Raw genomic sequence first — 24,237 nt, forward strand, 5'->3', positions numbered from 1 at the left:
CACGGAAAGCACCAACTGCAACACCAATCTCCCAACGCACAGACAGAAACCACTGAGAGGAACAACAATGGGTATGCGACGTAAGATCGCTGCGGCGGTCGCCATGATGGCAGCGGGGGCACTCACCCTCACTGGCTGCGCGGGAAGCAGCAACGCAACCAGCAGCGGCGAGGCGGCCAAGACCTACAACATCGGCGTTGTAGTCCTTGACCTGCAGGATCCGGACCTGGCCCACATGACCGACGCCATGAAGAAGACGGCGGATGAAAAGGGCGTCAAGCTAAACATCACCGACTCCAAGAAGGACGTTGGCAGCGAACTGAATCAGGTTGAGGACCTCCTCACCCGCCAGGTGGACGCCGTCATCATGCAGCCCCTGGATGGCGATGCCAGCCAGAACGCAGCAAAGCGGGTCATCGCGGCCAATATCCCCCTGTTTATCCTGTCTACTGAGTTCGCAGAGGGCTCGGACGTCGGATACAAGAGCTACATCGGCGTGGATGATACCGTGGCCGGCCAGATGCAGGCTGAATACCTCAACAAGCTGATGCCCAACGGCGGCAACCTCGTGTTCGCAGCAGGCGTCTACGGCGCCTCGTGGACCGACCGCCGAAAGAACGGCTTCGACAAAACCATCAACGAGAACTTCAAGATCGTGGCCGAATTCCAGGCCAAGGGCAGCCGCGATGACGCCAAACGCAATATGGAGGACACCCTGCAGCGCTTCCCGTCCGGCCAGATCGACGCAGTTGTTGCCAACAACGATGAAATGGCCATTGGTGCCGCTTCCGCAATTGCGGACGCGGGCCGCACTGCCGAGTTCAAGGCCGTGGTGGGCGTCGATGGCACCGAACCGGCGCTGCAGGACATCGAGGGTGGCACCATGTCCGCTACGGTCCGCCAGGACTCTGCGGGCCAGGGTGTTAAGGCAGTTGAGGTGGTCACCGACTTCCTCAACGGCGGAAACGTGGACAACCGCTACACGCTGCCATTCACGCTTATTACCAAGGACAACCTGTCCGAGTTTTTGAAGTAACTCGTTCCTGACATAAACACGGGCACAGCGGATCTCTCCGCTGTGCCCGTTCTGTTTTGGCACACTCCGCCGGGGTGCCGTCCTGCCTAAACTTCCAGCGGACCACTACGAATTGGAGACGGCGAACATGCCCCACGGTGACGATGGAGACACGAAAGCAGAGCAGTTGCTTGCCGCCTTGCGCGCGCAGGGCATCGAGGTGGATGACGCTCCGCGACGGCTCTCCGAGTACTCCTACGATGCTTCCAACTACCGTGTCCGGCCAGCCGCCGTCGCCTTCCCGGCAAGCGTCAAGGACGTTCGGAAAGTGTTGCGCGCCTGTTCCACGCTTGGCGTCCCTGTTACCGCGCGCGGCGGCGGCACGTCCATGGCAGGCAACGCTATCGGCGGGTCCTTGGTGATCGACCTTTCGCGCCGTTTGACCTCCGTGGGAGAGCTCGACGGCGGTAAGGCGGCGGTCTGGGTGGACGCCGGCGTCATCCTTGGCGAACTGCGCTCCTACGTCGAGAAGGCGAGCGGCGGGGAGGTGACCTTTGCCCCGGACCCTTCATCCATGACCCGTGCCACCATCGGCGGCTCCATCGGCAACGACGCCTGCGGTAACCACTCAGTGGCCTACGGACGCATGACCCAGCACGTGCAGGAAGTGGAACTGGTTACGGCGGACGGAGCGCACCTGCATGCGGGACGCGACTTCCTCCGGGCCGTGGACGCGGGTGACCAGCAATCCGTCGCCAGGGCCGCGGAGCTGTTCGCGGGTCTGAAGGAGCTGGCCCAAGACAACCTGGCCCCGCTGCGGGTTGAGCTGGGGAACATTCCCCGCCAGGTCTCCGGCTACCATCTGGGGCACCTCCTGCCGGAAAACGGCCTGGATGTGGCGGCCGCCTTGGCAGGCAGCGAGGGCACGTGCGCCCTGGTGGTCCGGGCCAAAGTGGGACTGGTGCCGAAGCCCCGGACCACGGCACTCCTGTGCCTTGGCTACGCGAACACCATCGATTCGGCCCGCGATGTGACGACCATCCTGGCGGCCAGGCCAAGCGCCATCGAGGGCCTGGACGCCTCGATTGTGGACATAATGCGCCACCGCCGGGGTGCCGCCAGCGTGGACTCCCTCCCGCAGGGCAAGGCGTTCCTGATGGTCGAGTTCCCGGCGGACAGCATCGAACAAGCCGCCGCTGAGTGCGAGCGGCTTCTGGAGAAACTCACAGCCGATGGCCGCGTATTGGACCACGCGATCGTCACCGAGCCGGCAGAACGGGCCAAACTATGGCGGGTCCGCGAAGACGGCGCCGGGCTTTCCTCGCGCAGGATCGACGGTGTCCAGACCTGGCCCGGCTGGGAGGATTCCGCGGTCGCTCCCGAGCGCCTGGCGGACTACCTCGCGGAACTGCTGCCCCTCGTGGAGCAGTACGGCTACACCGCCTTCATGTACGGGCATTTTGGTGCGGGCTGCGTGCACATGCGCCTGGACTACGACCTCCGGAGCGATGCTGGCCGGGAGTCCTTTGAGAACTTCACCCGCGAAGCAGCGGCCCTCGTGGTGGCTCACGGCGGCTCCCTTTCAGGGGAACACGGGGACGGCCGGGCACGCAGCGAACTGCTGGACGTGATGTATTCGCCCGCCATGGTGGGCATTTTCAGGGCGTTCAAACACCTTTGGGATCCTGCTGGAATCCTGAACCCGGGAATCATCGTGGATCCCGAGCCCTTCGCTGCCTCCCTGGCTCCTGAGGGCGTGCCCCTGCCGGGCCATGCGCGTGGTGAGCCGGCCGCGGTGCCGGGTGCCGCCGTCGTGCCTTCTTCTGGAAACCGCAGCCTGCTCCCGGTGGCGAGCCCGTTCGTCGGCAACACCCACGCGTGCATCGGTGTTGGGCGCTGCAGGGCAACGACCGGTGGTTTCATGTGTCCCAGCTACCGCGCTACGAAGGACGAGAAGGACTCGACGCGGGGTCGGTCGAGGGTCCTGCAGGAACTTACCCGGACCAAGGGCACAAGCCACGGTGGCTGGTCGAGCCCCGAGGTGCGGGAAGCCCTAGACCTCTGCCTTTCCTGCAAAGCCTGCTCGGCCGACTGCCCCACGGGGGTGGATATCGCGGAGGCCAAGTCGGAATTGGTGGATCAGCACTACCGCGGCAAGATCCGGCCCTTCACCCATTATTCGATCGGTTGGCTGCCGCGGTGGCTGCCGCTTTTGACGCGCATCGCACCCCTCGCCAACGCGGGGACCGGCTTCGGTCCCTTCCGTTGGGTGGGCGAAAAGCTGGGCGTCAGCGCACGACGACGGCTCCCGGATTTCGCGCCGTCGGCTCGCATACGGCGGCGGATCCGGGAAGCCCAGTTCGCGGACAATGCGGACATTCTCCTGTTCATTGACAGCTTCACCCGCGCGTTCCGTCCCGAGGTGGTCCCCGCCGCAGCCCGGGTGCTGCGCGACTCGGGAATCTCCGTGGGCTGCACGCCGGACGCCTGCTGCGGACTGACGTGGATATCCACTGGACAGCGCGACGGTGCCCGGCGCCGCTTGGCCCGGCTGATTAGCAGGCTCGACGACGGCACGAACCGGGACATCGTGGTGCTGGAACCGAGCTGTGCGGCAACCATCCGCGACGAGGGGCCCAAGATGGTGGGCGGGGCGGCAGCCGCACGCGTGGCTGCCCGGGTCCGCTCGTTCTCCGTGGCCATCGACGAAGCGATCAAACGTGGCTGGAAACCGTCCGTCGCTCCGCCCCAAACCGCCGTCCTGCAAACCCACTGCCACGAACACGCAGTCTTCGGGTCGGGCTCCCAGAAACGGGTCCTGAAAGCCTGGGGAGTGCCGAACCTCGTGGAATCGTCGTCGTGCTGCGGAGTGGCCGGCAACTTTGGCTTTGAGGCGGAGCACTTCGACATGTCCATGAAGGTGGCCGAGCATTCCATCGTGCCGGCGCTGGACAGCGGAGCCGGGCTGGTGCTCACAGATGGGTTCAGCTGCGCTATGCAGGTCTCTCAAGTGGCCCCGGGGCGCACCAGCCAGCACCTTGCTGCGGCACTGGACCCGCAAAGCGCCCGAGGCGTGGCGTAGGTGGAGTACTTCGGAGTCTTCCTGGTTCTGGTCGCCGCTGCGCTAAATTTCGTGGCGCCGTACATGAATGAAAATGCCAAGAAGACTCGAAGCAGGCCAAACCTTCTCACCGTCCCGACTGTTCCGCCGGCTGCAGCCGCTGCGCTCATCGCTGTGTCAGGAGTATTCATCTTTGTCGTGGGGATCGATTCGAAGTGAGGCTTCGATGATCCTTGCCGGGATCTGCCTATGTCCCAAACTGGGACGATTCAGCCGATTTTCGAAAGCAGATGCTGGAAGTGTTCCACCAGTCCAATTACTTTTCGAGAGTTGATTCCGATGATGAACAGGAAGCTCGCCCACGGACGGCAAATCGAATGGCTGCGAGCCTCCACTCGGCTCAATGACAAAGATCTTGGAGAACGAACTGACCTTCGGCTCGTTCGCTCCGTAAGGCTCGTCCAAGGGCTCCTGCGCGACACGACAGAAAGCCGCGACCTCGTCGACGTCTCGCCATGGCCGACGCCCTGAGGCCCCTAGCCTGAAGTGCGGAGCGCTTGTTCCAGGGCACTGGGCTCAGGCTCTACGGCCGGCCCCTTGTTCCAGAAGGCAGCGTTAAGAGTCGTGGGTCCGTGGGGATGACCGCCCTCGTGATCGGCCAGCAGCGGGGCGGCCAAGGACTCGCTCTCCTCCTATAGATGCAGCCCCGTCGCCTCGGCGGTTGGCGGTAGCCGGAAAGGCAACAGCATGCCTACATCTCGACAACGACCGCGGCCTTGACCAGGCGCCTTGTCGGGTCGTTCGCAGCGCCGACTGGCCCAGCGCTGATCAAGGTGGCCTGGGGCCGGGACAGGCACCAAATGGTCTTCACATGCACGTGGCCTCCAATGTCGTCCCCGCTGGTTTCCTCGTTTTCTCCACCCCTGGCGTCGCTCCGACAGGCTGTGAGCCGTTATATGGACGACGTCTCAACAGGTCAGGACCGGGAAGGCTTTGCTGATTACGTCGTCGGAAGGGTGGCGAGGTGTGGATAAGATCTTTTCAAGCTAACGAATATTCGTTAGGCTCCTCTCATTACGGTCCCGTTGAGGATAAAATGAGTCCATCTCCGCGTGAGCAGGCGAACGCTGCTGTCCTGGAATTCCTGTCGCAACGCGATTGGTCGACGCAGACGCCGGCCAAGAAGCGGATCCTCCTGACTTTCCTTCGGCTTGCTGCCGCGAATGGTTACAACTCAGTGAGCATGCGTACGTTGGGCCGCGAGTTGGGGGTCAGGGCGCCTAGTCTGTACTCAAGTTTTCCGCAGGGCAAGGACCAGATTACAGCCGATTCACTCCTTTGGTTCACCCATGGATTCGCTCAGGAGCTCCTCGAGCGGGTCCAAGGTATTCAGTGCGCGGATGACTACTGGGCGGCACTTGTCCGTTTCCATGTCACCCAGCAAATCGGTAGCCCCGAGCCGGATCTCTGGAATCTGCTAGTTGCCTCAGACAAGGTGGCGGGGTTCTTGGGCGAGGGCCTGCGTGAAGAGTTGGCCTGTTGGCAAGGCCTCCACGAGGCGATGTATGCCGCAGCGGCCGAAGAGATGGGACTTGCTGTCACGCGGCAAGCCATTCAAGCAATCTTTGCGCTCTTGGACCGCGCCGCCCACTGGTCTGCGTGGGACGGCACAGCGGCGCAGCTGGAAAATCTGGCAGACCGCGGGGTGGCACTTTCCCGTTCCTTGCTCGTGGTCAGTGCCGGAAGCGGCCCCGGCACCTGGCCTGAGCTGTCCCAACATGGCACAACACCCTTGATTGCCCCGTCGATACTGTAATTCGAAACTCAACATAAGTGATGAGGATTACATGAATAACACCACCATCGACGCACTAAAGGTGTCTCGTCAGACGCAGGAGAACCGGCTCAGCGGCAACATGGGAGTGGGTGAACTCGTCATGAACGTGCTCGCTTTTTCCTCACCCCTGGCCACGGTGGCAGGTACCCTTCCGGTCCTGCTCATGTTCAGTGGGCAGACAGCGCCGGCCATCTATCTGCTCGTCACGCTCATGCTGCTGATCTTCTCCGTGGGATTCGTCAAGATGAGCCGCAGCGTCCAAGGCCCTGGTGGATTCTATTCCTTTGTCACCGCGGGACTCGGCAAGCCCGCGGGCCTGGGAGGCGCTTTCCTTGCGCTGTTCGGCTATATCTTCATTGGCTTCTTCGCGCCGTCTTTCTTCGGCGTGACGCTCCAGGGCTTCGTGGTCAACACTCTGGGTGGGCCAGACATCCCTTGGTACTGGTATGCGCTGGCCATTACGGCTGTCACCACGCTGCTGGCCTACAACCGAATCGATCTTTCGGCCAAGCTGCTCACCATCGTCATGCTGCTTGAAGTGGCCGTCGTTGTCGTCTTCGATGTGGCGTCCTTCTCGGCCAACGGACTGGGAGCGATGCAAGGTGCGGGCTTCGCGCTTCCTTCGATTACCGACGCCACGTTGGGCCTGGCACTGTTGTTCGCTGTTGGAAACTTTTTCGGGTTTGAAGCAACAGTCATTTACAGGGACGAGGTCAAGGACCCGGATAAGACCATCCCGCGGGCAACGTACCTGGCAGTTGTAGGCATCGGACTCTTCTATGCAATGGCAGCCTGGGCCTTCATCGCCTTCTTTGGCGCGGACAAAATCCAGGCCGAGGCAGGGAACAATACGGTGAATCTCTTCAATGACGCGCTCGTGGGCCTTGTGGGAAGGATCTTTGCTGATATCGCCGTCATCATGCTCATCACGTCGGTGCTGGCGTGCATGCTCTCCATCCAGAACATCGCCGCAAGGTACAGCTTTGCCCTTGCCTCAGACCACGCCCTTCCCCGATTCCTGGGCCGAGTGCATCCCAAGCACAAATCGCCGTACGCTTCGGCACTGGCCGTGGGCACCATATGGGCGGCGGCGACGGCGCTCTTCAGCCTCCTGGGTGTTGCTCCGGAGGCTCTGTATCCCATAGCAAGTGGCAGCGGCACATTCGCCGTACTGCTGTTGATGTTCATCACCAGCTTTGCGGTCCTGGTGTACTTTGCCCGCCGCCGCAGCTTCGAGCCGGAATCCGTTTGGAAGACAGTGGTTGCACCCGTCATCAGTGTTTTGTTCCTTGGTGCCATTACTTGCCTGGCCATTGCCAACTATCCAGAACTGATCGGCGGATCGGCGATCCTGACCCTGATCTTCATGACGTTTACTTTCGCGCTCTTTTTTGGCGGCATCATTTATGCACTTTTCCTTCGCGCTAATCGCCCAGAAGTTTACGCCCGCCTGGGCCGCCAGAAAATCGACTGAGCTGGCAGTGCGGCAACATGGGTCGCACTCCGGGCCCCCGGCGACGACCTCTCGCTGGGCCGCCACTCCTTGTCGACCTGTTGTCCGATTGCCCGGCCGTACTTAGCCGCGCCCATTTATGTGAAGGCTGCTTCTGCGATACCCGCTCCGACGGCGGGTCGGAACATGAAGGCGTACCGTCACCGTCAATGGGAGGCAGGGCACCTGCAAGCAGAGAGACAAGCGACCTCTGTAGCGAGCGATTCGCGGGTGGCCCAGAGAGGAAACTCTCCGCAGCCAGCGGAGTAAGGCGATGGGGCCAAAGGCTGCAATTCAACCCCATGTATCTAGCCGGATCCACAAAGCAATTGTCGAGGCAAAAGAGCCTGCCCGGCCACAACACCAATCGAGAGGCAACATGTCGAAGCAAACATCGGCCCGGGACTCCTCGTCCGCCACCACCCGGGCAGTTACAGGTGTGCACGCTCCGGAAAGTGGCTGGTGGCGGCCAGAAGACGACCCTCAACCCTTCCGCTACATCCAGAAAGGCAGCCTGATGCCAAGCCTGGAAGGAAAGCGGACACAATGGCTGCTCGAGCTTCCTTTGCCTCCTTCTAGGCGCGCAGACCTCCGCACGCTACCTGCCATCAGCAACGAACGACGTTCGTAGCGACCGCTCTGGGCTCGCGCGCTTGACCCACTTTTTAGAAACGTAACACCGGGGGCCGCAATCAGCCGGGACCCTAGTTGGCAACGACATTTTTTGCGTTGAGCATTTATCCGATGTCGCCGGCGGCCACTGCACCGTCGTCTTCCGCCATGGCATAGAGGAAGTGTTTGTCATTGTCCGAGGCGCTCGAAAGGGGAAACCGCCCGCTTTTCCGGGCTCTCCCCCAGCATTTTCGAACCGCCGATAACGGACGTTCTGTAAAGCTAAGCCTGTTCGCCTGCTGGGTTCTGAGGAATGACGGTTTCTCATGAAGTGCAGCTGCGGGGATCGTTAGCACAAGGGAAGCCCGCCGATGGGGGACCGGCGGGCTTCCGCAGCTGACAGTACCCGGCGTTTGCCGCAATATCGACTGGATAATCCCGAGGTATGTGCGCCCATGGGCGGGGCCAGTCTGCGGGCGGCAGAAGCCACATCGGTCGCTGCCATGGGTTGAACTCCTCAGATGCGGCTCGGTCCGAGGCGTTGCTCAATGGTGTGTTGTCGCTGATGATGGGCAGTGGGCTCCTCTTCGTCCTTGTTGTTGGGGGGAGGACGAAACTGTCTTCCTTGGGGGAGTTGCTTGGGGTGGGGCTGGCTTTGGTCTCAGCACTCCGAAAGCCAGCACCCACTACAGCTCCAGACCGGGGAAGGCCGCCGTCGTGTCGCCGGCTCCCGAAGCGCAGGGCGACATGGGCAAGGCGTGCGCCTTTAGGATGGGAGTGAAACCGCAGGTCAACAGGGGGTAACGCTTTGCCTGACGATGATTCCGGGCAGGAAACCGGTCAGAAAGAGTCTTTTGGTTCCGGGATCAGGGGCTGGGTTCTGCCGGTGGCCGCCGCGGTTGTGGCCGCCGGGTTCGGTGGGGTAAGCATCTCGAACGGATTGGCCGACCGTGACCGCGCGAACCAGGAAGCGGCGGCGAGCCAGAGCGCGGCAGCAGTCCCGGTCTGCCAGGTGGTCGACCGCAAGGACCTGATCCCGGCCTCGGGTGCCTTGTTCGGGGTGAACCTGAACTTGGACGCCAAACCGTTATCCCGGTACGCCGCCGATCTCGGGCGCAAACCCGCGGTGAGCGTCTCGTTCGCGGACTTCCCCTACACGGGCGCGGAGAAGGCGCACCTGCAGGCGGCCGCTGCGCAGATCCGGGACGACGGGCACATGATGCTGCTGACTTTGGAACCCAAACAGGGCCTGGCCGCGGTCACCGCGGATGTCATCGACGAGCTCGTGCAGGACCTGGTGTCGATCAATAACCAGGGCGTCCCGGTAATCGTGCGTTTTGCCCATGAGATGAATGGGTCCTGGTATCCCTGGTCGCAGCAGCCCGTCGAGTACAAGGCGGTGTTTACCCGGGTCGCGGACGCCGTCCATTCCCGGGCGCCGGGGTCGGCGATGATGTGGGCGCCGAATTATGGCGGCGGGTACCCGTTCGCGGGTGGTCAGTTCGAGGCCAAACCCGGGTCCGCGGACTTCGCTGCCCTGGACACGGATGGGGACGGTGTCCTGACGATGGCCGATGATTCCTACGCCCCGTACTACCCGGGGGACGAGGCGGTGGACTGGGTTGGGATGTCCTTGTATCACTGGGGTGCCAAGTATCCGTGGGGTGAGAACGAACTCCCGGAGGCGAACAAGTTTGCTGACCAGCTCACCGGCAACTACATCGGCGCCAACGGCGACGACAGCCTGCTGACGGACTTTTACCACGTGTACGGGGCCGACCACGGTAAGCCCGTGGCCATCCCGGAAACCGCAGCCTTGTACAACCCGGCGGCAGGCGGCGCTTCCGAGGCGGACATTAAACGGGGGTGGTGGGAGCAGGTCTTCGGTCCCGAAACCCACGCCGCGTTCCCGGACCTAAAAATGGTCAATTGGTTCGAATGGGACAAGAACGAGGTCGAGGTCAACGGCCGGGTCGACTGGACCGTCACCAACACCCCTGCCATCCGTGACGCATTCACCGCTGCCCTGCCGGACTGGCTCGAGTACGGGACCGGGACGGCCTGCCGCCCGGCCGGAACATGAGCCCCTTTCGCAGGCCAGCCCTCCGGCCGGGCCTGCCGTGTCGGGCGGTCCTGCCGTGAGCGTGGATGCCCTGGTCCGGGATGCTGTCCTGGCCAGGACAGGGCTGCCGACTCCCGGGCCCGACGGGAAGCTGGCCGTACCCGCGCCGTCGGAGCGGTTGCAGAACCTGGTGGAACTGGCACGGACGGTCTGTCAGCAGCCCGTGACGGCGATCAACATCATTACCGCTGACCTGCAGTATCAGGTGGCGGCCGTGGGGATGGAACCGTACCTGTGTTCCCGGGAGGACTCGATGTGCGCGGTCAGTTTCCTCGGCGGCCGGCCGACGGTCGTTGAGGACGCCTCCCTGGACCCCCGCTACAGCGGCAACCCGTATGTGGATGGGCGACGCGGGGCGGTGAGGTTTTACGCCTCCATTCCTTTGGTCGCTGAGGACGGGTTCGTCCTGGGGACGCTGTGCGCGGGGGCTCGGGAACCGGGCCGGCTCAGTGACAGGCAGCGGCACGGGTTGGAGATCCTCGCGGCCGAGATCGTCGATGTCCTGCACCTGGAGCGCCGTGCACGACAGCTCTCTGACGCGTTGGGGGAGGCCCGGCGTGCCAACGCGCTCCTGGCCGAGTTCGCCGGGCGGATCAGCCACGACCTGCGCAACCCGTTGACGTCCGTGCTCGGCTACGTCGAGCTGGGCCAGATGTCCGACGGAGCGGCCTCGGACCCGGACCTCGCAGGGTATCTTGAGGTCGCGGCCGGGTCGGGCCAGCGGATGCTGTCCATGATCGAGGACGTCCTGTCTTACGCCACCACCGGCGGGGACCTCCGCCCGGCCCGGGTGTCCCTGAAAGACCTCGTCCAGGACGTGGTCCAGGATCTGGCCGCCAGCCTGGAAGTGTCAGGCGCCGCCGTGGACGCCGGCGATCTGATCTTCACCGCGGATGCGGGACAGATGCGGGTGCTCCTGCAGAACCTGATCCACAACGCGGTCACTTACTCCCGGCCCGGCATTGCCCCGGTTGTCCGTGTGACCGGGCACGTCTCGGAGGGCGGGGTGACGCTGCGGGTGATTGATAACGGCAAGGGCATCAGCGAGCCCGACCGGGACCGTGTCCTGGACCCGCTGGTCCGGCTCCACCGTGACGGAGACCCGCCAGGGACGGGGCTTGGCCTGGCGACCTGCGCGAGGATCGCCAGCGCTGCAGGAGGGCGCCTGGAGATCGGTCCCGTCCCGGGCGAAGGGACCATGATCAGCATCCACCTGCAGCAAGAATCCTGACCCTGCGGCTCTCCCGCTGACGGCCGGTGGGAGCCTATGATCCGTGTCCTTCGGAGATTTATCGCGTCGTCTTCGGCTGCTCGGAGCGCGCCAGCACTGGGATCAGCGCCGGCGGAAAAGGGTGAAAAAGGTTTCTGCACGGCGCTCGATCCGGGTCCGCATCGGTGTGTGGATGGGGTGTGGGCGCTTCCGGGGCGAGGGTGGTTAGTGGTGTTCGACCCAGCAGGCCAGGATGGTGGTGGAGAGCTGGTAGGCCAAGGCGTTGCGGGTGACCGCGTCGGGTCCGATGGTGGCGGGCAGGTCTGAGGCGTCGACGGTGAGGATGAAGCTGTCTTTTTGGAACACGGCAGTCCCGTCGGCGGTTTCGTAGGCGGGGAACCCGAGGTTGGCCAGCCCCTGGATGGGTGTGGCGTTTTTGGCGAGTGCCTGCCCGGCGTTGAAGTAGGTCAGGGCCTGGGCCTGGTCGGGGGCTTCCTGCACGGCGATGTTCAATGCCCCGTCGGTGAGGTGGTAGGTGCAGGTGAAGGTGCTGTCGGCCCAGCTGTTGACGGTGTGGGGGTCCTGTTGGAGGTGGAGGATGGCGGTGAGCCGGTCCATAGGCTGGTCACCGCACACCATTTTCGCTGCCTCGCTGGGCCCGTCGGGGGTCTTCCGCGGGGCTGACGCGGCAGCGTGGTGATGACCGCCGGCGGTGGCCTGTGGGGTGGCGGCTGCCGATGCCGTGGGCGATCCCTTGCCGGGTCCGGGTGCGGCGGTTGGTGATCCGGCCGGTCCGGCGCAGCCGGCCAGAAGCAGGGACGAGAGCAGCAACGAGACCAGCGGGGCAGTTCGGGGTGTCATGGTGTTTCCGTCCTGCCGCTGGTTTCCGGTGCGGCTTCGATAAGCCCGGCCCGCGGGCCGGGGGTGTGGTCAGGTGGTGAGTTTGGCGTAGATGACGTAGTTGTCGTCGAACAGTCCGGTGGCGGGGTCGTAGCCGTCGCAGGTGACCAGCCGCAGTTCGGCGCCGGGGGTGTTGCCGTAGACCTCCAAGGTGGGGAAGCTGTCCTTCCCGTACACTGCGCCGCGGTCAACGGTGAACATCGCGGTGCTGCCGTCCGCCCGCGACACCTTGAGCTGGTCGCCTGGTGCGAGTTTGCGAAGACCGGCGAAGACACCTTGGTGGCCGCCGAGGGCGTTGACATGGCCGAGCAGAACTGCGGGGCCGCGTTCGCCCGGGGTGGGGGATCCGTCGTACCAGCTGGCCGGCGCACCGTTCCCTGTGTCCTGGGGGACCTCGAGTGATCCGTTCTCCCGCAGGCCCAGGTGCAGCAGGTTCGTCACGACACCGATTGAGGGTATTTCCAGCGTGACCGGTTCGGACCGGGACAGGACCGGGAGCTTTTCAGCCGATGCCGGGGCGGGAGCCGAGGCTGGGGCTGACGGCGAAACGGTGGCCGGAGTGGTGCTGGTGCCGGATGTTGCCGGGGCCGCCGCGGAGGCTGTGGCCTGCGGGGCGGCAGTGTTGGAGGGTGGTGTGGTTCCGCCGCACCCGGTCAGGGTGAGCAGGAACAGGAGCAGGAGCCCGGCCGCCGTGGAGGCCCCAAGACCCCCACGGTGGCCGGATGTGGTGCGTGTCAACGCAGCAGACCTGGCCGCGGTGCTTACGCCGCGGATCCGGCGTTGCGGCGGCGGATCAGGTAGGTTCCGCCGGCGGCTGCGGCGAGGACCAGACCGCCGCCCAGGGCGAGCACGCCGGTGTCGGTGTTCCCGGTCTGCTGTGCGACGCCGGTGTCGGCGCCGCCTGCCGGCATTTTCATCTGGCCTGCGGCCAGGGTTCCGCAGAGCGCGGGCGACGTCGCGGCCAGCGGCAGGCTGGGTACGAGGTCGGACTTGGCGGCCTGTCCCTTTTCGGTCAGGGTTGCCGGGTCCAGGCCGTGGACGACGACGACGGCGGTGCCGGCTTCCAGTGCGGCCTTCGTCTCGGCGTTCAGCTCGAAGGTCCGGTCGACGGTGTAGCTGGCGCCTTGGCCGGCGACCTTCAGGTCCAGGCCCGCCGCGGGGCTGGTGTCGCCGCTGGTGGACAACGTCGTCACGATCCCGCCGTACGAGGGAGCGCCCTCGGTGGTGGAAACAACACCGTCGCCGTCCGTGTCAGCGGACGGGGCCGGGCAGACGCCCTGCGCGCCACCGTGAATGTGCTGCACGTGCGGGTACGGGGCATCCATGAACGTCGGTGCCAGCCCGGAGACTTTCAGGACGGCGTGGGCCTGGTTACCCGTGACGTCCACGGTGACAGTGCCGGAGGCGGAGCTGCCATTGATCTGGGACAGCGTGGACTGGTACGAGTGATCGGCTGCCGAGGCAGGGGCACTGGAGAGGGCCAGGGCGCCCAACGCCAGGGTGGGGACAGCAAGGAAGCGCAGTGTCTTGTTCATCGGAAAATCAATCTCCTCATCAAGGGGCGGGTGATGTCCCGAAAGAACAGGGACAAACAGCGGTTCGACACCAACACCTGGCCCGGATGGGTCACGCGGGTGATCCGCGCCACACAGCCTTCGGCCGGAGATGAGCGCATAGTGCCGTCTATGCCCGGCGCCTCTTCGCCTGTGGGCCTCATCGGGGTGTGCCCTGGCCGCGGAAACTCGCGGTGCCCACTGGACCAGAACCTCTAGCGGCCTTGCCGCGTGCGCCCAGTGCGCCGGCGTCGGACCGGCCGGGAAATCCCGCGCGGCAGTGGCCGGCTTCTGCCGGTGATGCGGTGCCCCTGCTCGCTGCGGGCGGGGTGTGCGCGGCACCCGGATTTGGCGGGTGGCCGATGCCACCCGTTGAAAATCTCTTCACGTAGACCCATCCAGTGCGCGGTCTTACCCGAATGGCCAATGAGACACCGGCTCCGGCCAGTTCAGAAAGCCCTCTAACGCAAGCCAATGATCCTGGCTTGGGACAAGGGGCGACCAGCACAAGGAGAATTCACCATGCAGACAATCAAGCGCACAACCTTCACGGTCGCAGGTGTTGCCGCGGCAGCGCTGCTCAGCCTGACAGCCTGCGGCGGCTCCGGCACCACGTCAGGATCGTCCGCGTCGTCGGCACCCATGTCGTCCGCGCCCAGCTCCAGCATGGCCTCGCCGTCCGCCAGCGCATCAGCAGACGGCATGGATCCGGCTGCCAACCTGGTTGGCCCGGGCTGCGCCGCGTACGCCGAGCAGGTCCCCACCGGTGCCGGTTCGGTCTCAGGCATGGCCCTGGACCCGGTTGCCGTCGCAGCCTCCAACAACCCGCTGCTGACCACGCTCACCGCAGCCGTGTCCGGCAAGCTCAACCCCAAGGTCGACCTGGTGGACACCCTCAACGGCGGCGAATTCACGGTCTTCGCACCGGTCGATGACGCCTTCAAGAAGATCGATCCCGCCACCATCGAAACCCTGAAGACCGACGACGCGCTCCTGAGCAAAATCCTGACCTACCACGTGGTACCCGGCCAGATCACCCCGGACAAGATCGCCGGCACCCACGCGACGGTCCAGGGAGACTCCGTCACCGTCACCGGCAGCGGCGACAACCTCAAGGTCAACGACGCCAACGTCATTTGCGGCGGCGTCAAGACCAAGAACGCCACCGTCTACCTGGTCGACTCCGTCCTGATGCCCAAGTAGAGACCGAACAGCTGGATACGGCGCTGGTCTGACGGACACTACCTGGCCCCGATAGGTCGGCGCATCCGAATCCGCCGCGCCCCAGGGGCCCGAGCACGGTACACCACCGCGCCCGGTCCCCTGAGGCGTTTAAGGACACTGCCGCCCGCAGCAGCCCTGCCGGCACAATCTTTACTCCCGGCCGCTCCGAATGCCTGCCATGACAATGCTACGGAACCGCCTCACTGGACCCGCTCCCCTGGCTGCGCTGGCAGGTGTGGTGGCTGCCGCCGTCGTACTGGCCGTGGCGGAGCTGCTCGGCGCCTTCTTCACCGCCCGCGCCACACCGCTCTTTGCCCTTGGCTCCACGTTCATTGATTTCACTCCGGGGTGGCTGAAGGATTTTGCCATCGCCACGTTCGGCACCAATGACAAGGCGGCCCTGTTCGTGGGCATGGGCCTGACGATCACCGTCCTGGCCTGCGTTTTGGGTATTGTGGCGTTCCGCAATTGGGCCTTGGGCGTCCTGGGCGTCCTGTTCATGGGCGCGGTGATCGTGGCGTGCGTGGTGACCCGCGCGGGTGTTTCGGCCGTTGATGCCATCCCCGCCGTCCTGGGAACCCTCGCGGGTGTTGCGGTGCTCCGTTTCCTGGTGAACCGGGTACAGGCCCTGAAGGCCTGGCCCGAGGCGCCGGCAGACCTGGCGTACGACGCCGACGCACGGGTTGGGAACGAAGGCAGCAGCCGCCGGCGGTTCTTTGCCGCGGCCGGGATCACCGCTGTTGCGGCCGGCGTCGCAGCCACGGGAGGCCGGTTGCTCGGTGCCGCGCGCAGCAACATCGCCAAGGCACGCGAAGCGCTCCAGCTCCCCACACCGGCAACGGCCGCCCCGCCCATTCCGGCCGGCGTCCAGTCGTCCGTGGACGGGGCTCCGCCCTGGGTGACCCCCAACAACGACTTCTACCGCATCGACACCGCCTTGAGCGTTCCCGAAATCAACGCTGACGACTGGGAACTGAGGGTCCACGGCCTGGTGGAACAAGAGGTGCGCCTGACGTTCCAGGACCTGCTCGACGCCGACCTCATCGAATCGCATGTGACGCTCACCTGCGTCTCGAACCCGGTGGGCGGGAACCTGGCCGGCAACGCGAAGTGGCTGGGGCTGCCGCTCCGGGAGGTGCTGAAGCGGGCCAAGCCGAAGGACGGCGCCGACATGGTCCTCTCCACCTCCATCGACGGCTTCAGTGCGTCCACACCCCTGGAAGTGCTGCAGGACGGCAGGGACGCCATGCTGGCCATCGGCATGAACGGCGAGCCGCTGCCCCTGGAGCATGGCTACCCGGTGCGGATGGTGGTGCCGGGCCTGTACGGGTTCGTCTCAGCCACCAAGTGGGTGGTGGACCTGGAGGTCACCCGGTTCGCCGACAGCAAGGCGTACTGGACCGAGCGCGGCTGGGCCGAACGTGGGCCCATCAAGACCATGGCGCGGGTTGACGTGCCCAAGTCCTTCGCCAAGGTCCCGGCCGGGAAGGTTGCCGTGGGCGGCACCGCCTGGGCCCAGACCCGGGGCATCACCAAAGTGGAAATCCAGATCGACAACGCGGACTGGGTGGAGGCCACGCTGTCCACCGAGGCCTCCCTGGTGACCTGGCGGCAGTGGTCCTATGAATGGGATGCCACGCCGGGTCCGCACTACATCAAGGTCCGCGCCACGGACGGCACGGGCGAAGTGCAGACGGAGCAGCGCGCGGACCCCGTCCCGGACGGCGCCTCGGGCTGGCAGTCCGTGATGGTCACCGTACAATAGCTGTACAGGCACACCCGCCGGAACCTCCACAGGCCCAGGCCCGGTCCAGCGCTCAGCGCGTACTGCTCCTGGCTGCTGCACCCCGGTCGGCAGCGCGCGGCTGCGGCATCAAGGGCTCCTCGGTCCACTTCACCCCGGCAGTCCTGGTCGGCAAATACTGCAACCGGTGCTGTTGGATTCTGTCAGGGTGTGGGCAGGGCGCGGATGGTGTTGTTGCGTTTTTCGTGGGTGAGTTCGGCCAGGCCGAGTGCTTCGAGCAGCGGCGGGAGATACATTCCGAACCGTCCGCGGTAGCCTTTCCGCAGCCCGTACCAGCCGCCAACGGGGTTGCCGGGGTCCCGGCCCCAGGCTTCGACGCTGCCCTCGGGGGCGGGTTTGGATTCATCGGCAGCACCCAAAGGAACCCAATCTCCTTGCTGGACCAGCCAGGCGTGCAGGTCCTCGACCGCCCGAAGGTGGTATTTGAGAGTTGTTGAGCCGACCTGGCAGACAAGCGCCGGCGGTTCGGCCTCGGCATCACGGTACATCTGGTACTCCGATGACCCGGGCGCCGTCACCAGCTTCCACGGATCCGCCTTCGTTCCCTCACCCACACAAACCACCCACCTGTCGACTCCATGCCTCGGCCTTCAGCGTATGGTCTTCCATCACCCCAGGTAAACAGCTGGTGGATTGGCTGCTGCATCCGCCCAAGGCCCCCGATGAGCACGTCAGGTGCACAGCGGGCGGGTTAGTGGCCGGCCATGGTGAAGTTGCTGCACGAGCCTGAGCCGATTTCGTGGGGGCGGCGCCCAGCGGGACTGGCCCCCGCGGTCGGGCGGAACGGATTGATCATCGGACGCATCCTGTGAGTCCTTGTGAGTCTTGTGAGTGCCTGAGGGTCTATCCGCTCCGGTGGCCGGGGCGGACGGGAGTGCAGACCCGTCCAGGACGCGGCGCTCCCGGGCCGGGAGGGGCATGATTCCGGAGCAGGGGGAGCGGCAACGTCCCCTGAGCGTGTGTCGAGTGCCGTGTCGTCCCGGCCGGGGTGGTGGGTTCCCGTAGCGAGCCAACCGGCCCGCCCTTGTTCGCGCTGGATGCCTGGCAAGGCCAACCACGACGCCGGGGCAGGGGCGGCCGGCGACGGCTGGGGGAGGCCCCGGGTCTCAACGGCGCCCCCGTCGCCGGCCTGCCCCAACGGTAGAAGGCCGGCTGCACACGCCGCGCGAGTGATCGGTACGTGTTCCTGTCACGCGCACATGAAGTAGCAGCCGGGGCGGCGCGTGCCACCGCCTCGCCAGGAACCGGACACTGGCGGCGGGGAACGAGCCACTGCCCGTCGCCCGCTACCGCTCACCCCGGCGCGTCAGTGCCCGGCGCGGCAACCGCGGGGTTCACCATAGGATGCTGGGCATGAGGGTAGCGAAAACGGATGTCATCGCCGAACTGCCGGCACCGCTGGCCCGCGCGATCGTCCGCCGGATACATGGAGAAGGTCGAGACCGACCACGGCGGGGACACCTGGTGGGACACCACCGTCCAGGGCAACGCCCTGGCCATGGCCGGCTTCGGAAAACCCATCAGCCGAAAAACCGCCGACCGGCTCATCGCCGACCTGCTGGACCGGGCAGGGGCCTACAACGCTGACCCGGCCAGGCCGCTGTTCATCAACACGCTTCGGGTGTTCGGCAGCTACCTCGACCCCCAGACTGACCCGTTCGGCGATGTCGACCTCGAGCTCACTTACGGCCGCAGGATCACCGATCCCAAGCTCGTTGCTGACTACGCCAGGGCCAGCGGCCGGTCCTTCACCACCTACGTGGACCGGCTGCTCTGGCCTCACACCGAACTGGTCCAGCATCTGAAGAACCGGTCGGCGTTCATCAACATCACGACCGAAGACATCACCCGGCTCACCGACCGGTCCGAGGCCATCTACCGCGTCGACGACGATCCGCAGGCCGTGCCGCCTCCGGCCGACAGGACCCTCACCGGCCGCTGAAACCGGGCCTTTTCGGGCGTCTCCCCCGGCCATTCTGAAACGCCGATAATTGATCTTCTGTAAAGCTGGGGTCTGACCTGCATTTTGGCCGACGCGTCATTTTGGGCCATTGAGAAGGGCAGTAGCTGCGCCTGCTGTCGTCCAGACGACAGGTTCAGCTGTGGCCTCATGGAATCTGATGAGCCCTTCGGATCGTGGAATAGCTGGCTCCTCGAATCTCGCGGAACGCCGAAAACCCGACTCCATAAGGCCCGCTGTATAGCTGGGCTTCGGGCAGGCATAGTGTCAGGGCGGTGCAGGCTGAGGAGGAAGCCGACGAATTCATCACTTAGGACCCTCCGTTGACCTGCGGCGCGTGCGCTCAACAGCAGCGAAGAAATCAGTCAAGCGCTCAAGCGTTCTGTTTGTCTTCGATACGGCCTCGGCCACTAGATGGAGGCTGCCATCGGGCACGGCAGCCGTCGCTCTAATGTCGTCGACGTCGACGATGTACGTCAGAGGTTTGAGGCCACCAAATGGACCAGCCGCACTTATTGTGAGCTTGTACCGCTTAGGGCTGTCGGCACCCACTATCTGCCATGCGACGCCCAGATTCCACACCAGAGTTCGACCTGGGGGCAACGATGGAATGCCACGCCTAAGTACTTCTAGAGCGTGTCCGGCCTCGTCCTCGAAGGGCATTTGAAGAGGTGGCTCGAAGCCAACCGTAACGTCGGTTGCAACCGTCGGGCCAGAGTTACCGACGATGAGGTTTAGAAGCCCGCCCTGCTTGGTATCGGGTCTCATGTCCACCCATACATAGGGTTGCGCCGCGTCCTCTGCTATTTGCTTCTGAAGACGTGTTTGCTTGTACGCGGCGACGGCGGCGATACCTGTGAAGATCAGGGCGACCACGGCGGCAGCGGCCGCGATGAGACTCCCATAGGCCGAAAGCGCCGCAGATGCATTTGGATCCATGCCCCCATGCTAGGTGGAGTAATCGCCCAAGAATCGCCTGGTTCCCTCTAATCCATTAACATCGGCACGCACGGGTGGGAACACTCAGAGGTTTGAGCAGGGCGCCGATGATGATCGCCGTCTCCTTCGCTTGGCGAAGCGTGACAACTTAGAACTTTCAGTCCTTGTACGTGCTTCTCACGGCCTGTCGGATTCGAGCTGAAGGATGTTCTGCAGCGACGGCAAGCAGTTCGTGAACTACGGTCTCTTCTGCAGACACTGTCAGTCGCGAGACCACCGAGGAAGCGCTTTGCGTTCCGCCCAAGACGAGTGTTTTAGAAAGGGCCGTGACCACGACGCCTGAGGCTCGTCCTGAAGCGACCAGTTTGCTCAGGCCAGATAGCGCTGCATCACGGACCGTTTGGTTGTTGTCTCCTGCCAGTGCCATTAGCACTTCACTTTCCGCAGCGTCACCGTGTTTCTCGATGATGCGGGCGCTAGACGCACGATGGGCTGCGTTCCCGCCAAGAAGCTCCCGCACCACGTGGTTGCGCGATAGTTCATCTGTAAGCGCGGAAAACGCTTCTGCTGCCAACCCGCGAACATCCTTGTCGTCGTCAAGGAACTGTCGGCCGGGCGCGCTGTCCCGCAGGGGGAAGACGTGCTCGGCAAGCTGCTTCTTGGTCTCCTCTGAAAGCCCTGCCCCGTGCATTGCGAGGACGGTCAGTGCCCCGGAGCGTTCTCTGCCCAAGACATGAGGAGCGGTCAGCAACAACTGAATGCGATCCCAACGCGCGTACTGATGGTGCCAGACACTCAGGAGTGCCAGGGCTTCGCCGGGGTCAAGTCCACCAACCGAGTGCATGCCGTTGGCTGCATTGTCGATGAGGGAATCAATGACGCCGCATAGGCGGTCGACTAGGGCCGCAACTGCGTCGCTTGGAAGATCTCTGACATCCTCGATGGCCTCAAAAGCGAGGAGTTCACCGGCGCGGGCGCGTTGATGTATCTCGGAACGGCTTTCGGGTACCGCCTTAGCCGCGACCGCCAAATATGCTTCACGTAGGTATGCGGCGTCTGTCTTGCTGCGTTCTGCAGCGCGCTGACGATGACTCTCAGTCCATGCGGACTCCGGTATCACGTGAATTAGTCGGGCAAGTGTCTGTGCGGCGCCGTCATCGGTGATAGCTGCTTCATTGAGGAAGTAGTCAATCACGGTGTGTTGGGCAGTTTCGCTCATCGTCCAGACCATGGATTTGAGTAGGTCGATGATCTTGTAGAGCAGGCTGAAGGTAGGCCGAACGCGTTCGGAGTAGGGCTGTGGGTCTCGGAGGGTTGCAAGCGCCCATGCACAGATCTGGTCGGCTTGCGCGGGTTCGATCACGTCGCCGGCGGCAGTCAGCATCTCGATATCTGCTAGTGCGCTTGTTCGGGTTGAACGGGATAAATCCACAATGGAAGCCGCGATTCGGGCGGCCTTTGCAGGTCCCCTCCTTATTATGTGCCGGGTGGCGAGGCGGGCGCTCTCACTATCGCCGGAGACCCGTAAGCGGGTTAACCGGGCGGCGACCGCCTCAGCGCTGTCTGTAGGGTCGGAAGTCATAAGGAAGTGTTTCCCCAGCGCGCCAGTTGCATGGCGCCAGCCGTCGTGGTCGCCTGCGCACGATGCGAGAAGCGCCGCGGACAGCAGACGCCTGTGTGTCTCGTCTGAGTTGCCGATGCGAATCGACGGATCCTCGCTCCAAGCGCGGAATCCTTCAGAGAGGTGAGCCGACAGCCCGTAAGACGTGATCTGGCTTCTCCACCATGATGCAGGGTTGTCGTTGCGTTGAACGATGTTGGCAAGGTCTCCCTTCATCCAGCCCGCGGCCTTGAATGACGTCCCGGCACACGCACCCGCAATTGCGGCCGCTGTCACGTCGTGCGGTGCCTCGCGGTGAATTCGCTGGGTCGCCATCGCGAGGTCGAACGCATCTTCGTGTCGCCCCGTTTCAAGGAGCAATCGGGCTCGTTGAGCTTCCAGCCACGCGTGATCAACGGAGGTGTAGTCGTCGTGCTCCAGGGCATCCTGGACAACCCGAAGGGCGGTGTCAGCGTCGTTCTCCCATAGGTGATGGATACAGCACAACACAACGGCGGCAGCCCTTTCTGGGGGAGTCGATGCCGCTCCGACAAGTCCAATTAGATCGTCGGAATTTCCTTCATACTGCCAGCGATGAAGGGCGGCAGTAGCGCGCCAAGACCAGTCATCGGATTTTCGGGCTTCCTCGAGCGATAGACCCTTCCGGGTTGCGTCGGGTTCTTGCGCACTACCCGAAAAATCGAACGGGTCCAGAATCCTCTCGATATCCATGCGCAGCAGTGCCTGCAAAGCGAGTGCTTCCTGCCCGGTTATCGAATCCGGCGCCAGATTGGGGTGAGGTGCTATGAGCCGGGGAGTGATGAGGGCATGCCGGATTTCATCTGCCGGGGGAAGATGCACCGCACCCGTCCACGCCGTTCCGTCCCAATTGGGGGCCGCGAGTTGTGTGAGGGCGACATCGGACAATGCTTCATTGTGATCGGAGTCGACGGTCTGTGAGGCCGACAGGAGTATTTTCGCGCCCTTGCCGGTCGAGACGACCCGCTCAGGTGTTACGTGAACCCAGTATGAAAGATTCTTCTCTTGGTCGCGCAGGATGACCACGTGTGGCAGGGCGTGCCTGAGCCAGTAGTCGAAGTGTTCACGGTCGCCTTCAGTGAACCACCAACCGGTGATCGTGCCGTCGGTGTCCCTCTGTGGGGAGGTGAAGTATGACGGTCCGGTCTTGACTTGGGCTCCCATAACGGCGCCGAGTTCGAACCTGCGGGTGTCCCGGGGACGCAGATACAAATCTGTGCCTGTGTCGTGCCGGCTGTCGATCACGCCGCCCCAGCCCAAACGCTCGAATTGCGCCAAGACCTCAGACTCACCCGATGTTCCAATAGCTTCATTTTTAGGCGCCCGCACTTACGCCTCCCTCATATCGTCGGCTACAACGCGGACGTTGCGCATTGCAGAACCAGTGAATACGAGCGGAACAAATGAGTCTCGAAACCCGATTCCTGCGGGACGCTGGACAGGCCCGCCACCGGGAGGATTGGTAAGTGGGAACCTCATCCCGACCGGCGCCTTGGCAGAAATATGGCGAGGGTGTGGTCCGCCCACCGGATAGCCAGGGTGCGAGGGCCCCTGGCGATTGGGGGGGGAGGTTCGGCCTCCCCCCAAAATGTCTTGCAGCTGCCACATGGAACATCGCGCCATGCGTCCAAACGATCATGTACGCCTCGGCGAGAATAGCAGGGACATCCACCCTCAACTGGGTCAGTTCCAGCCCCTGACGATGCCCGGCCACCCTGGGTGCCTGTGCGAGTACCTCGATAACTGGGCGATCAAAAATATCAAGGGCATCCGGTCCTGTCAGTGCACTAAGTGGAATGGTCCCGTCTGCGCTGGGAGGAGTGGAAGCGAACGATACTTTGAGGTCATCGCGAGCCCGGACCGATAGGCCGTGCTTGACCTTATTGTGAGCGGCGTTGAGTTGAAGTTCGTGTCCCGCGAGGAGGTCAATCGCAAACTGGAGCCAGTCGGCGAACACATTGGAGGCTGATGCAAGTTGCTCGGTCATCCCGCCCTGAAGGTCATGTTGGCGGAGAACCAAGCGGGCAAATTTCATCGGAGCCTCTGGAGACGAAAAGAACTCCTGGAGTTGTTCGACGACCTGATCGAGTTGGTTTGGCCCCGTGGACAGCGCCTCCCAGACGCATGGTTCCGCAACTTTCATTCCTGAGGAGAGCGCCGCCGTCAACCGCACAAGGGACTCGGCCGCGTGGTGCCGCAGGGCATAGGCATCGGTGGCAACTTGTGTTGTTATGGACTTTGGAGAGATATCGGGAAAAAAGCTGTCAGATTGGCCGAGAAACTGAGCAAATTTCTTAGCTTTTTTATCTTGGTCTGGCACATCTTCATTTGCCATTACGGGATGTGTCTTGCTGTCACCGCCACAGTCCGCCCACCGCAGCACCATTCCAATTCGCAGGCTGAAGTACCCGTAGGGATCAGACGACAGGAAAGTGTCGTCAAGCTCCTGGCGCTGCTCAGTCGTGAGGTTCGGCCCGGCAGGTGGAAGATACATCTAATAAGCGTAGGTCCACGCAACCCACTGACTTTGCCGCCCCGCCGAGCCATTAGGAAAGGAAGCCTCATCTAATCGACTGGTGTTGCAAGAAAGGTCCGCCAAGTTCTTGGCAGACTGAAGTTACCCCCATCACAAGCTTGAACCCGACGGTGAAAGACTCATGTTAAAGGGCTGCAGCGTGGGCAAATCCTGAATATTTTGTTCGACTTAGGCCGACGCCGACGTAGCGGCTGAACAGATCTGACGGCGGAAAGTAGGGGAGAGAACGCCATCCCATGGCGCCAGCGAATACCCCTTCCGAAGGGGCGACCAGGTGCCGTGTGATACCGGCACAGACAGGGGATTTGTCCGATAGCCGGAAGGGGTCGGAAG

The 24,237-nt window shown here is 63.7% G+C and carries 16 protein-coding genes; 9 read left to right on the forward strand and 7 right to left on the reverse strand.

The genetic code is table 11. The features are described 5' to 3' along the window. Positions 1 to 73: 73 nt before the first annotated feature. The 6 genes from ACHL_RS00750 to ACHL_RS00780 all read left to right on the forward strand — a co-directional run bounded on the left by ACHL_RS00750 (position 74) and on the right by ACHL_RS00780 (position 11,370). Entirely contained in the window at positions 74 to 1,036 is a 963-nt protein-coding gene (locus ACHL_RS00750; protein ID WP_244266497.1) for a sugar ABC transporter substrate-binding protein, read from the forward strand. Positions 1,037 to 1,163: 127 nt separating this feature from the next. After that, on the forward strand, positions 1,164 to 4,097 hold the full coding sequence (locus tag ACHL_RS00755; RefSeq protein WP_012630889.1) for an FAD-binding and (Fe-S)-binding domain-containing protein: 2,934 nt from the start codon (positions 1,164 to 1,166) through the stop codon (positions 4,095 to 4,097). 1,075 nt (positions 4,098 to 5,172) lie between these two features. Beyond that, entirely contained in the window at positions 5,173 to 5,892 is a 720-nt protein-coding gene (locus tag ACHL_RS00765; RefSeq protein ID WP_012630891.1) for a TetR/AcrR family transcriptional regulator, read from the forward strand. A 31-nt stretch (positions 5,893 to 5,923) separates the two neighbouring features. Then, positions 5,924 to 7,387, forward strand: a complete 1,464-nt coding sequence (locus tag ACHL_RS00770; RefSeq protein WP_012630892.1) for an APC family permease — start codon at positions 5,924 to 5,926, stop codon at positions 7,385 to 7,387. A 1,438-nt stretch (positions 7,388 to 8,825) separates the two neighbouring features. Continuing rightward, complete coding sequence (locus ACHL_RS00775; RefSeq protein WP_012630893.1) at positions 8,826 to 10,100, forward strand: glycoside hydrolase family 26 protein; 1,275 nt, start codon at positions 8,826 to 8,828, stop codon at positions 10,098 to 10,100. Between the two features lie 55 nt (positions 10,101 to 10,155). Continuing rightward, positions 10,156 to 11,370, forward strand: a complete 1,215-nt coding sequence (locus ACHL_RS00780; protein WP_012630894.1) for a sensor histidine kinase — start codon at positions 10,156 to 10,158, stop codon at positions 11,368 to 11,370. A 204-nt stretch (positions 11,371 to 11,574) separates the two neighbouring features. Here ACHL_RS00780 and ACHL_RS00785 read toward each other — a convergent pair whose 3' ends face one another. The 3 genes from ACHL_RS00785 to ACHL_RS00795 form a co-directional block, all read right to left on the reverse strand. Beyond that, the gene (locus tag ACHL_RS00785; RefSeq protein ID WP_012630895.1) at positions 11,575 to 12,210 is read right to left on the reverse strand and encodes a hypothetical protein; all 636 of its coding nucleotides are present in this window, start codon (positions 12,208 to 12,210) and stop codon (positions 11,575 to 11,577) included. Positions 12,211 to 12,279: 69 nt separating this feature from the next. Continuing rightward, positions 12,280 to 12,987 carry a sortase domain-containing protein gene (locus ACHL_RS00790; RefSeq protein ID WP_012630896.1) on the reverse strand — a complete coding sequence of 236 codons (708 nt, stop codon included), beginning with the start codon at positions 12,985 to 12,987 and terminating at the stop codon, positions 12,280 to 12,282. 23 nt (positions 12,988 to 13,010) lie between these two features. Beyond that, positions 13,011 to 13,784 carry an LPXTG cell wall anchor domain-containing protein gene (locus ACHL_RS00795; RefSeq protein WP_012630897.1) on the reverse strand — a complete coding sequence of 258 codons (774 nt, stop codon included), beginning with the start codon at positions 13,782 to 13,784 and terminating at the stop codon, positions 13,011 to 13,013. A 540-nt stretch (positions 13,785 to 14,324) separates the two neighbouring features. On the opposite strand from ACHL_RS00795, the gene ACHL_RS00800 reads away from it, so the two are divergent. Together ACHL_RS00800 and ACHL_RS00805 are read left to right on the forward strand one after the other, a co-directional pair. Further along, positions 14,325 to 15,005 carry a fasciclin domain-containing protein gene (locus ACHL_RS00800; protein ID WP_012630898.1) on the forward strand — a complete coding sequence of 227 codons (681 nt, stop codon included), beginning with the start codon at positions 14,325 to 14,327 and terminating at the stop codon, positions 15,003 to 15,005. Positions 15,006 to 15,204: 199 nt separating this feature from the next. Next, positions 15,205 to 16,791, forward strand: coding sequence for a molybdopterin-dependent oxidoreductase (locus tag ACHL_RS00805; protein WP_043793661.1), 1,587 nt, complete (start codon positions 15,205 to 15,207; stop codon positions 16,789 to 16,791). A 182-nt stretch (positions 16,792 to 16,973) separates the two neighbouring features. On the opposite strand, the gene ACHL_RS00810 is transcribed toward ACHL_RS00805, so the two are convergent. Continuing rightward, positions 16,974 to 17,384 carry a DUF6855 family protein gene (locus ACHL_RS00810; protein ID WP_012630900.1) on the reverse strand — a complete coding sequence of 137 codons (411 nt, stop codon included), beginning with the start codon at positions 17,382 to 17,384 and terminating at the stop codon, positions 16,974 to 16,976. Positions 17,385 to 18,202: 818 nt separating this feature from the next. Here ACHL_RS00810 and ACHL_RS00815 point away from each other — a divergent pair. Further along, positions 18,203 to 18,772, forward strand: a complete 570-nt coding sequence (locus tag ACHL_RS00815; RefSeq protein ID WP_244266498.1) for a hypothetical protein — start codon at positions 18,203 to 18,205, stop codon at positions 18,770 to 18,772. Between the two features lie 324 nt (positions 18,773 to 19,096). On the opposite strand, the gene ACHL_RS00820 is transcribed toward ACHL_RS00815, so the two are convergent. The 3 genes from ACHL_RS00820 to ACHL_RS23675 form a co-directional block, all read right to left on the reverse strand. Next, positions 19,097 to 19,729, reverse strand: coding sequence for a hypothetical protein (locus ACHL_RS00820; protein ID WP_012630902.1), 633 nt, complete (start codon positions 19,727 to 19,729; stop codon positions 19,097 to 19,099). Between the two features lie 157 nt (positions 19,730 to 19,886). Further along, positions 19,887 to 22,697, reverse strand: coding sequence for a DUF4365 domain-containing protein (locus tag ACHL_RS00825; protein ID WP_012630903.1), 2,811 nt, complete (start codon positions 22,695 to 22,697; stop codon positions 19,887 to 19,889). Then, positions 22,684 to 23,862, reverse strand: coding sequence for a hypothetical protein (locus ACHL_RS23675; RefSeq protein WP_012630904.1), 1,179 nt, complete (start codon positions 23,860 to 23,862; stop codon positions 22,684 to 22,686). The genes ACHL_RS00825 and ACHL_RS23675 overlap by 14 nt, the downstream gene beginning before the upstream one ends. Between the last annotated feature and the right edge of the window lie 375 nt (positions 23,863 to 24,237).

It is taken from the genome of Pseudarthrobacter chlorophenolicus A6 (assembly GCF_000022025.1).
In the GTDB taxonomy this organism is placed as follows: Bacteria; Actinomycetota; Actinomycetes; order Actinomycetales; family Micrococcaceae; genus Arthrobacter; species Arthrobacter chlorophenolicus.

What these genes read in the sequence shown, in the direction of transcription:
- ACHL_RS00815 (WP_244266498.1), top strand. Translation starts at nt 18,203, where the DNA reads ATGTCATCGCCGAACTGCCGGCACCGCTGGCCCGCGCGATCGTCCGCC.
- ACHL_RS00770 (WP_012630892.1), top strand. Translation starts at nt 5,924, where the DNA reads ATGAATAACACCACCATCGACGCACTAAAGGTGTCTCGTCAGACGCAG.
- ACHL_RS23675 (WP_012630904.1), bottom strand. Translation starts at nt 23,862, where the DNA reads ATGTATCTTCCACCTGCCGGGCCGAACCTCACGACTGAGCAGCGCCAG.
- ACHL_RS00805 (WP_043793661.1), top strand. Translation starts at nt 15,205, where the DNA reads ATGACAATGCTACGGAACCGCCTCACTGGACCCGCTCCCCTGGCTGCG.
- ACHL_RS00800 (WP_012630898.1), top strand. Translation starts at nt 14,325, where the DNA reads ATGCAGACAATCAAGCGCACAACCTTCACGGTCGCAGGTGTTGCCGCG.
- ACHL_RS00820 (WP_012630902.1), bottom strand. Translation starts at nt 19,729, where the DNA reads ATGGATCCAAATGCATCTGCGGCGCTTTCGGCCTATGGGAGTCTCATC.
- ACHL_RS00795 (WP_012630897.1), bottom strand. Translation starts at nt 13,784, where the DNA reads ATGAACAAGACACTGCGCTTCCTTGCTGTCCCCACCCTGGCGTTGGGC.
- ACHL_RS00785 (WP_012630895.1), bottom strand. Translation starts at nt 12,210, where the DNA reads ATGACACCCCGAACTGCCCCGCTGGTCTCGTTGCTGCTCTCGTCCCTG.
- ACHL_RS00765 (WP_012630891.1), top strand. Translation starts at nt 5,173, where the DNA reads ATGAGTCCATCTCCGCGTGAGCAGGCGAACGCTGCTGTCCTGGAATTC.
- ACHL_RS00750 (WP_244266497.1), top strand. Translation starts at nt 74, where the DNA reads ATGCGACGTAAGATCGCTGCGGCGGTCGCCATGATGGCAGCGGGGGCA.
- ACHL_RS00755 (WP_012630889.1), top strand. Translation starts at nt 1,164, where the DNA reads ATGCCCCACGGTGACGATGGAGACACGAAAGCAGAGCAGTTGCTTGCC.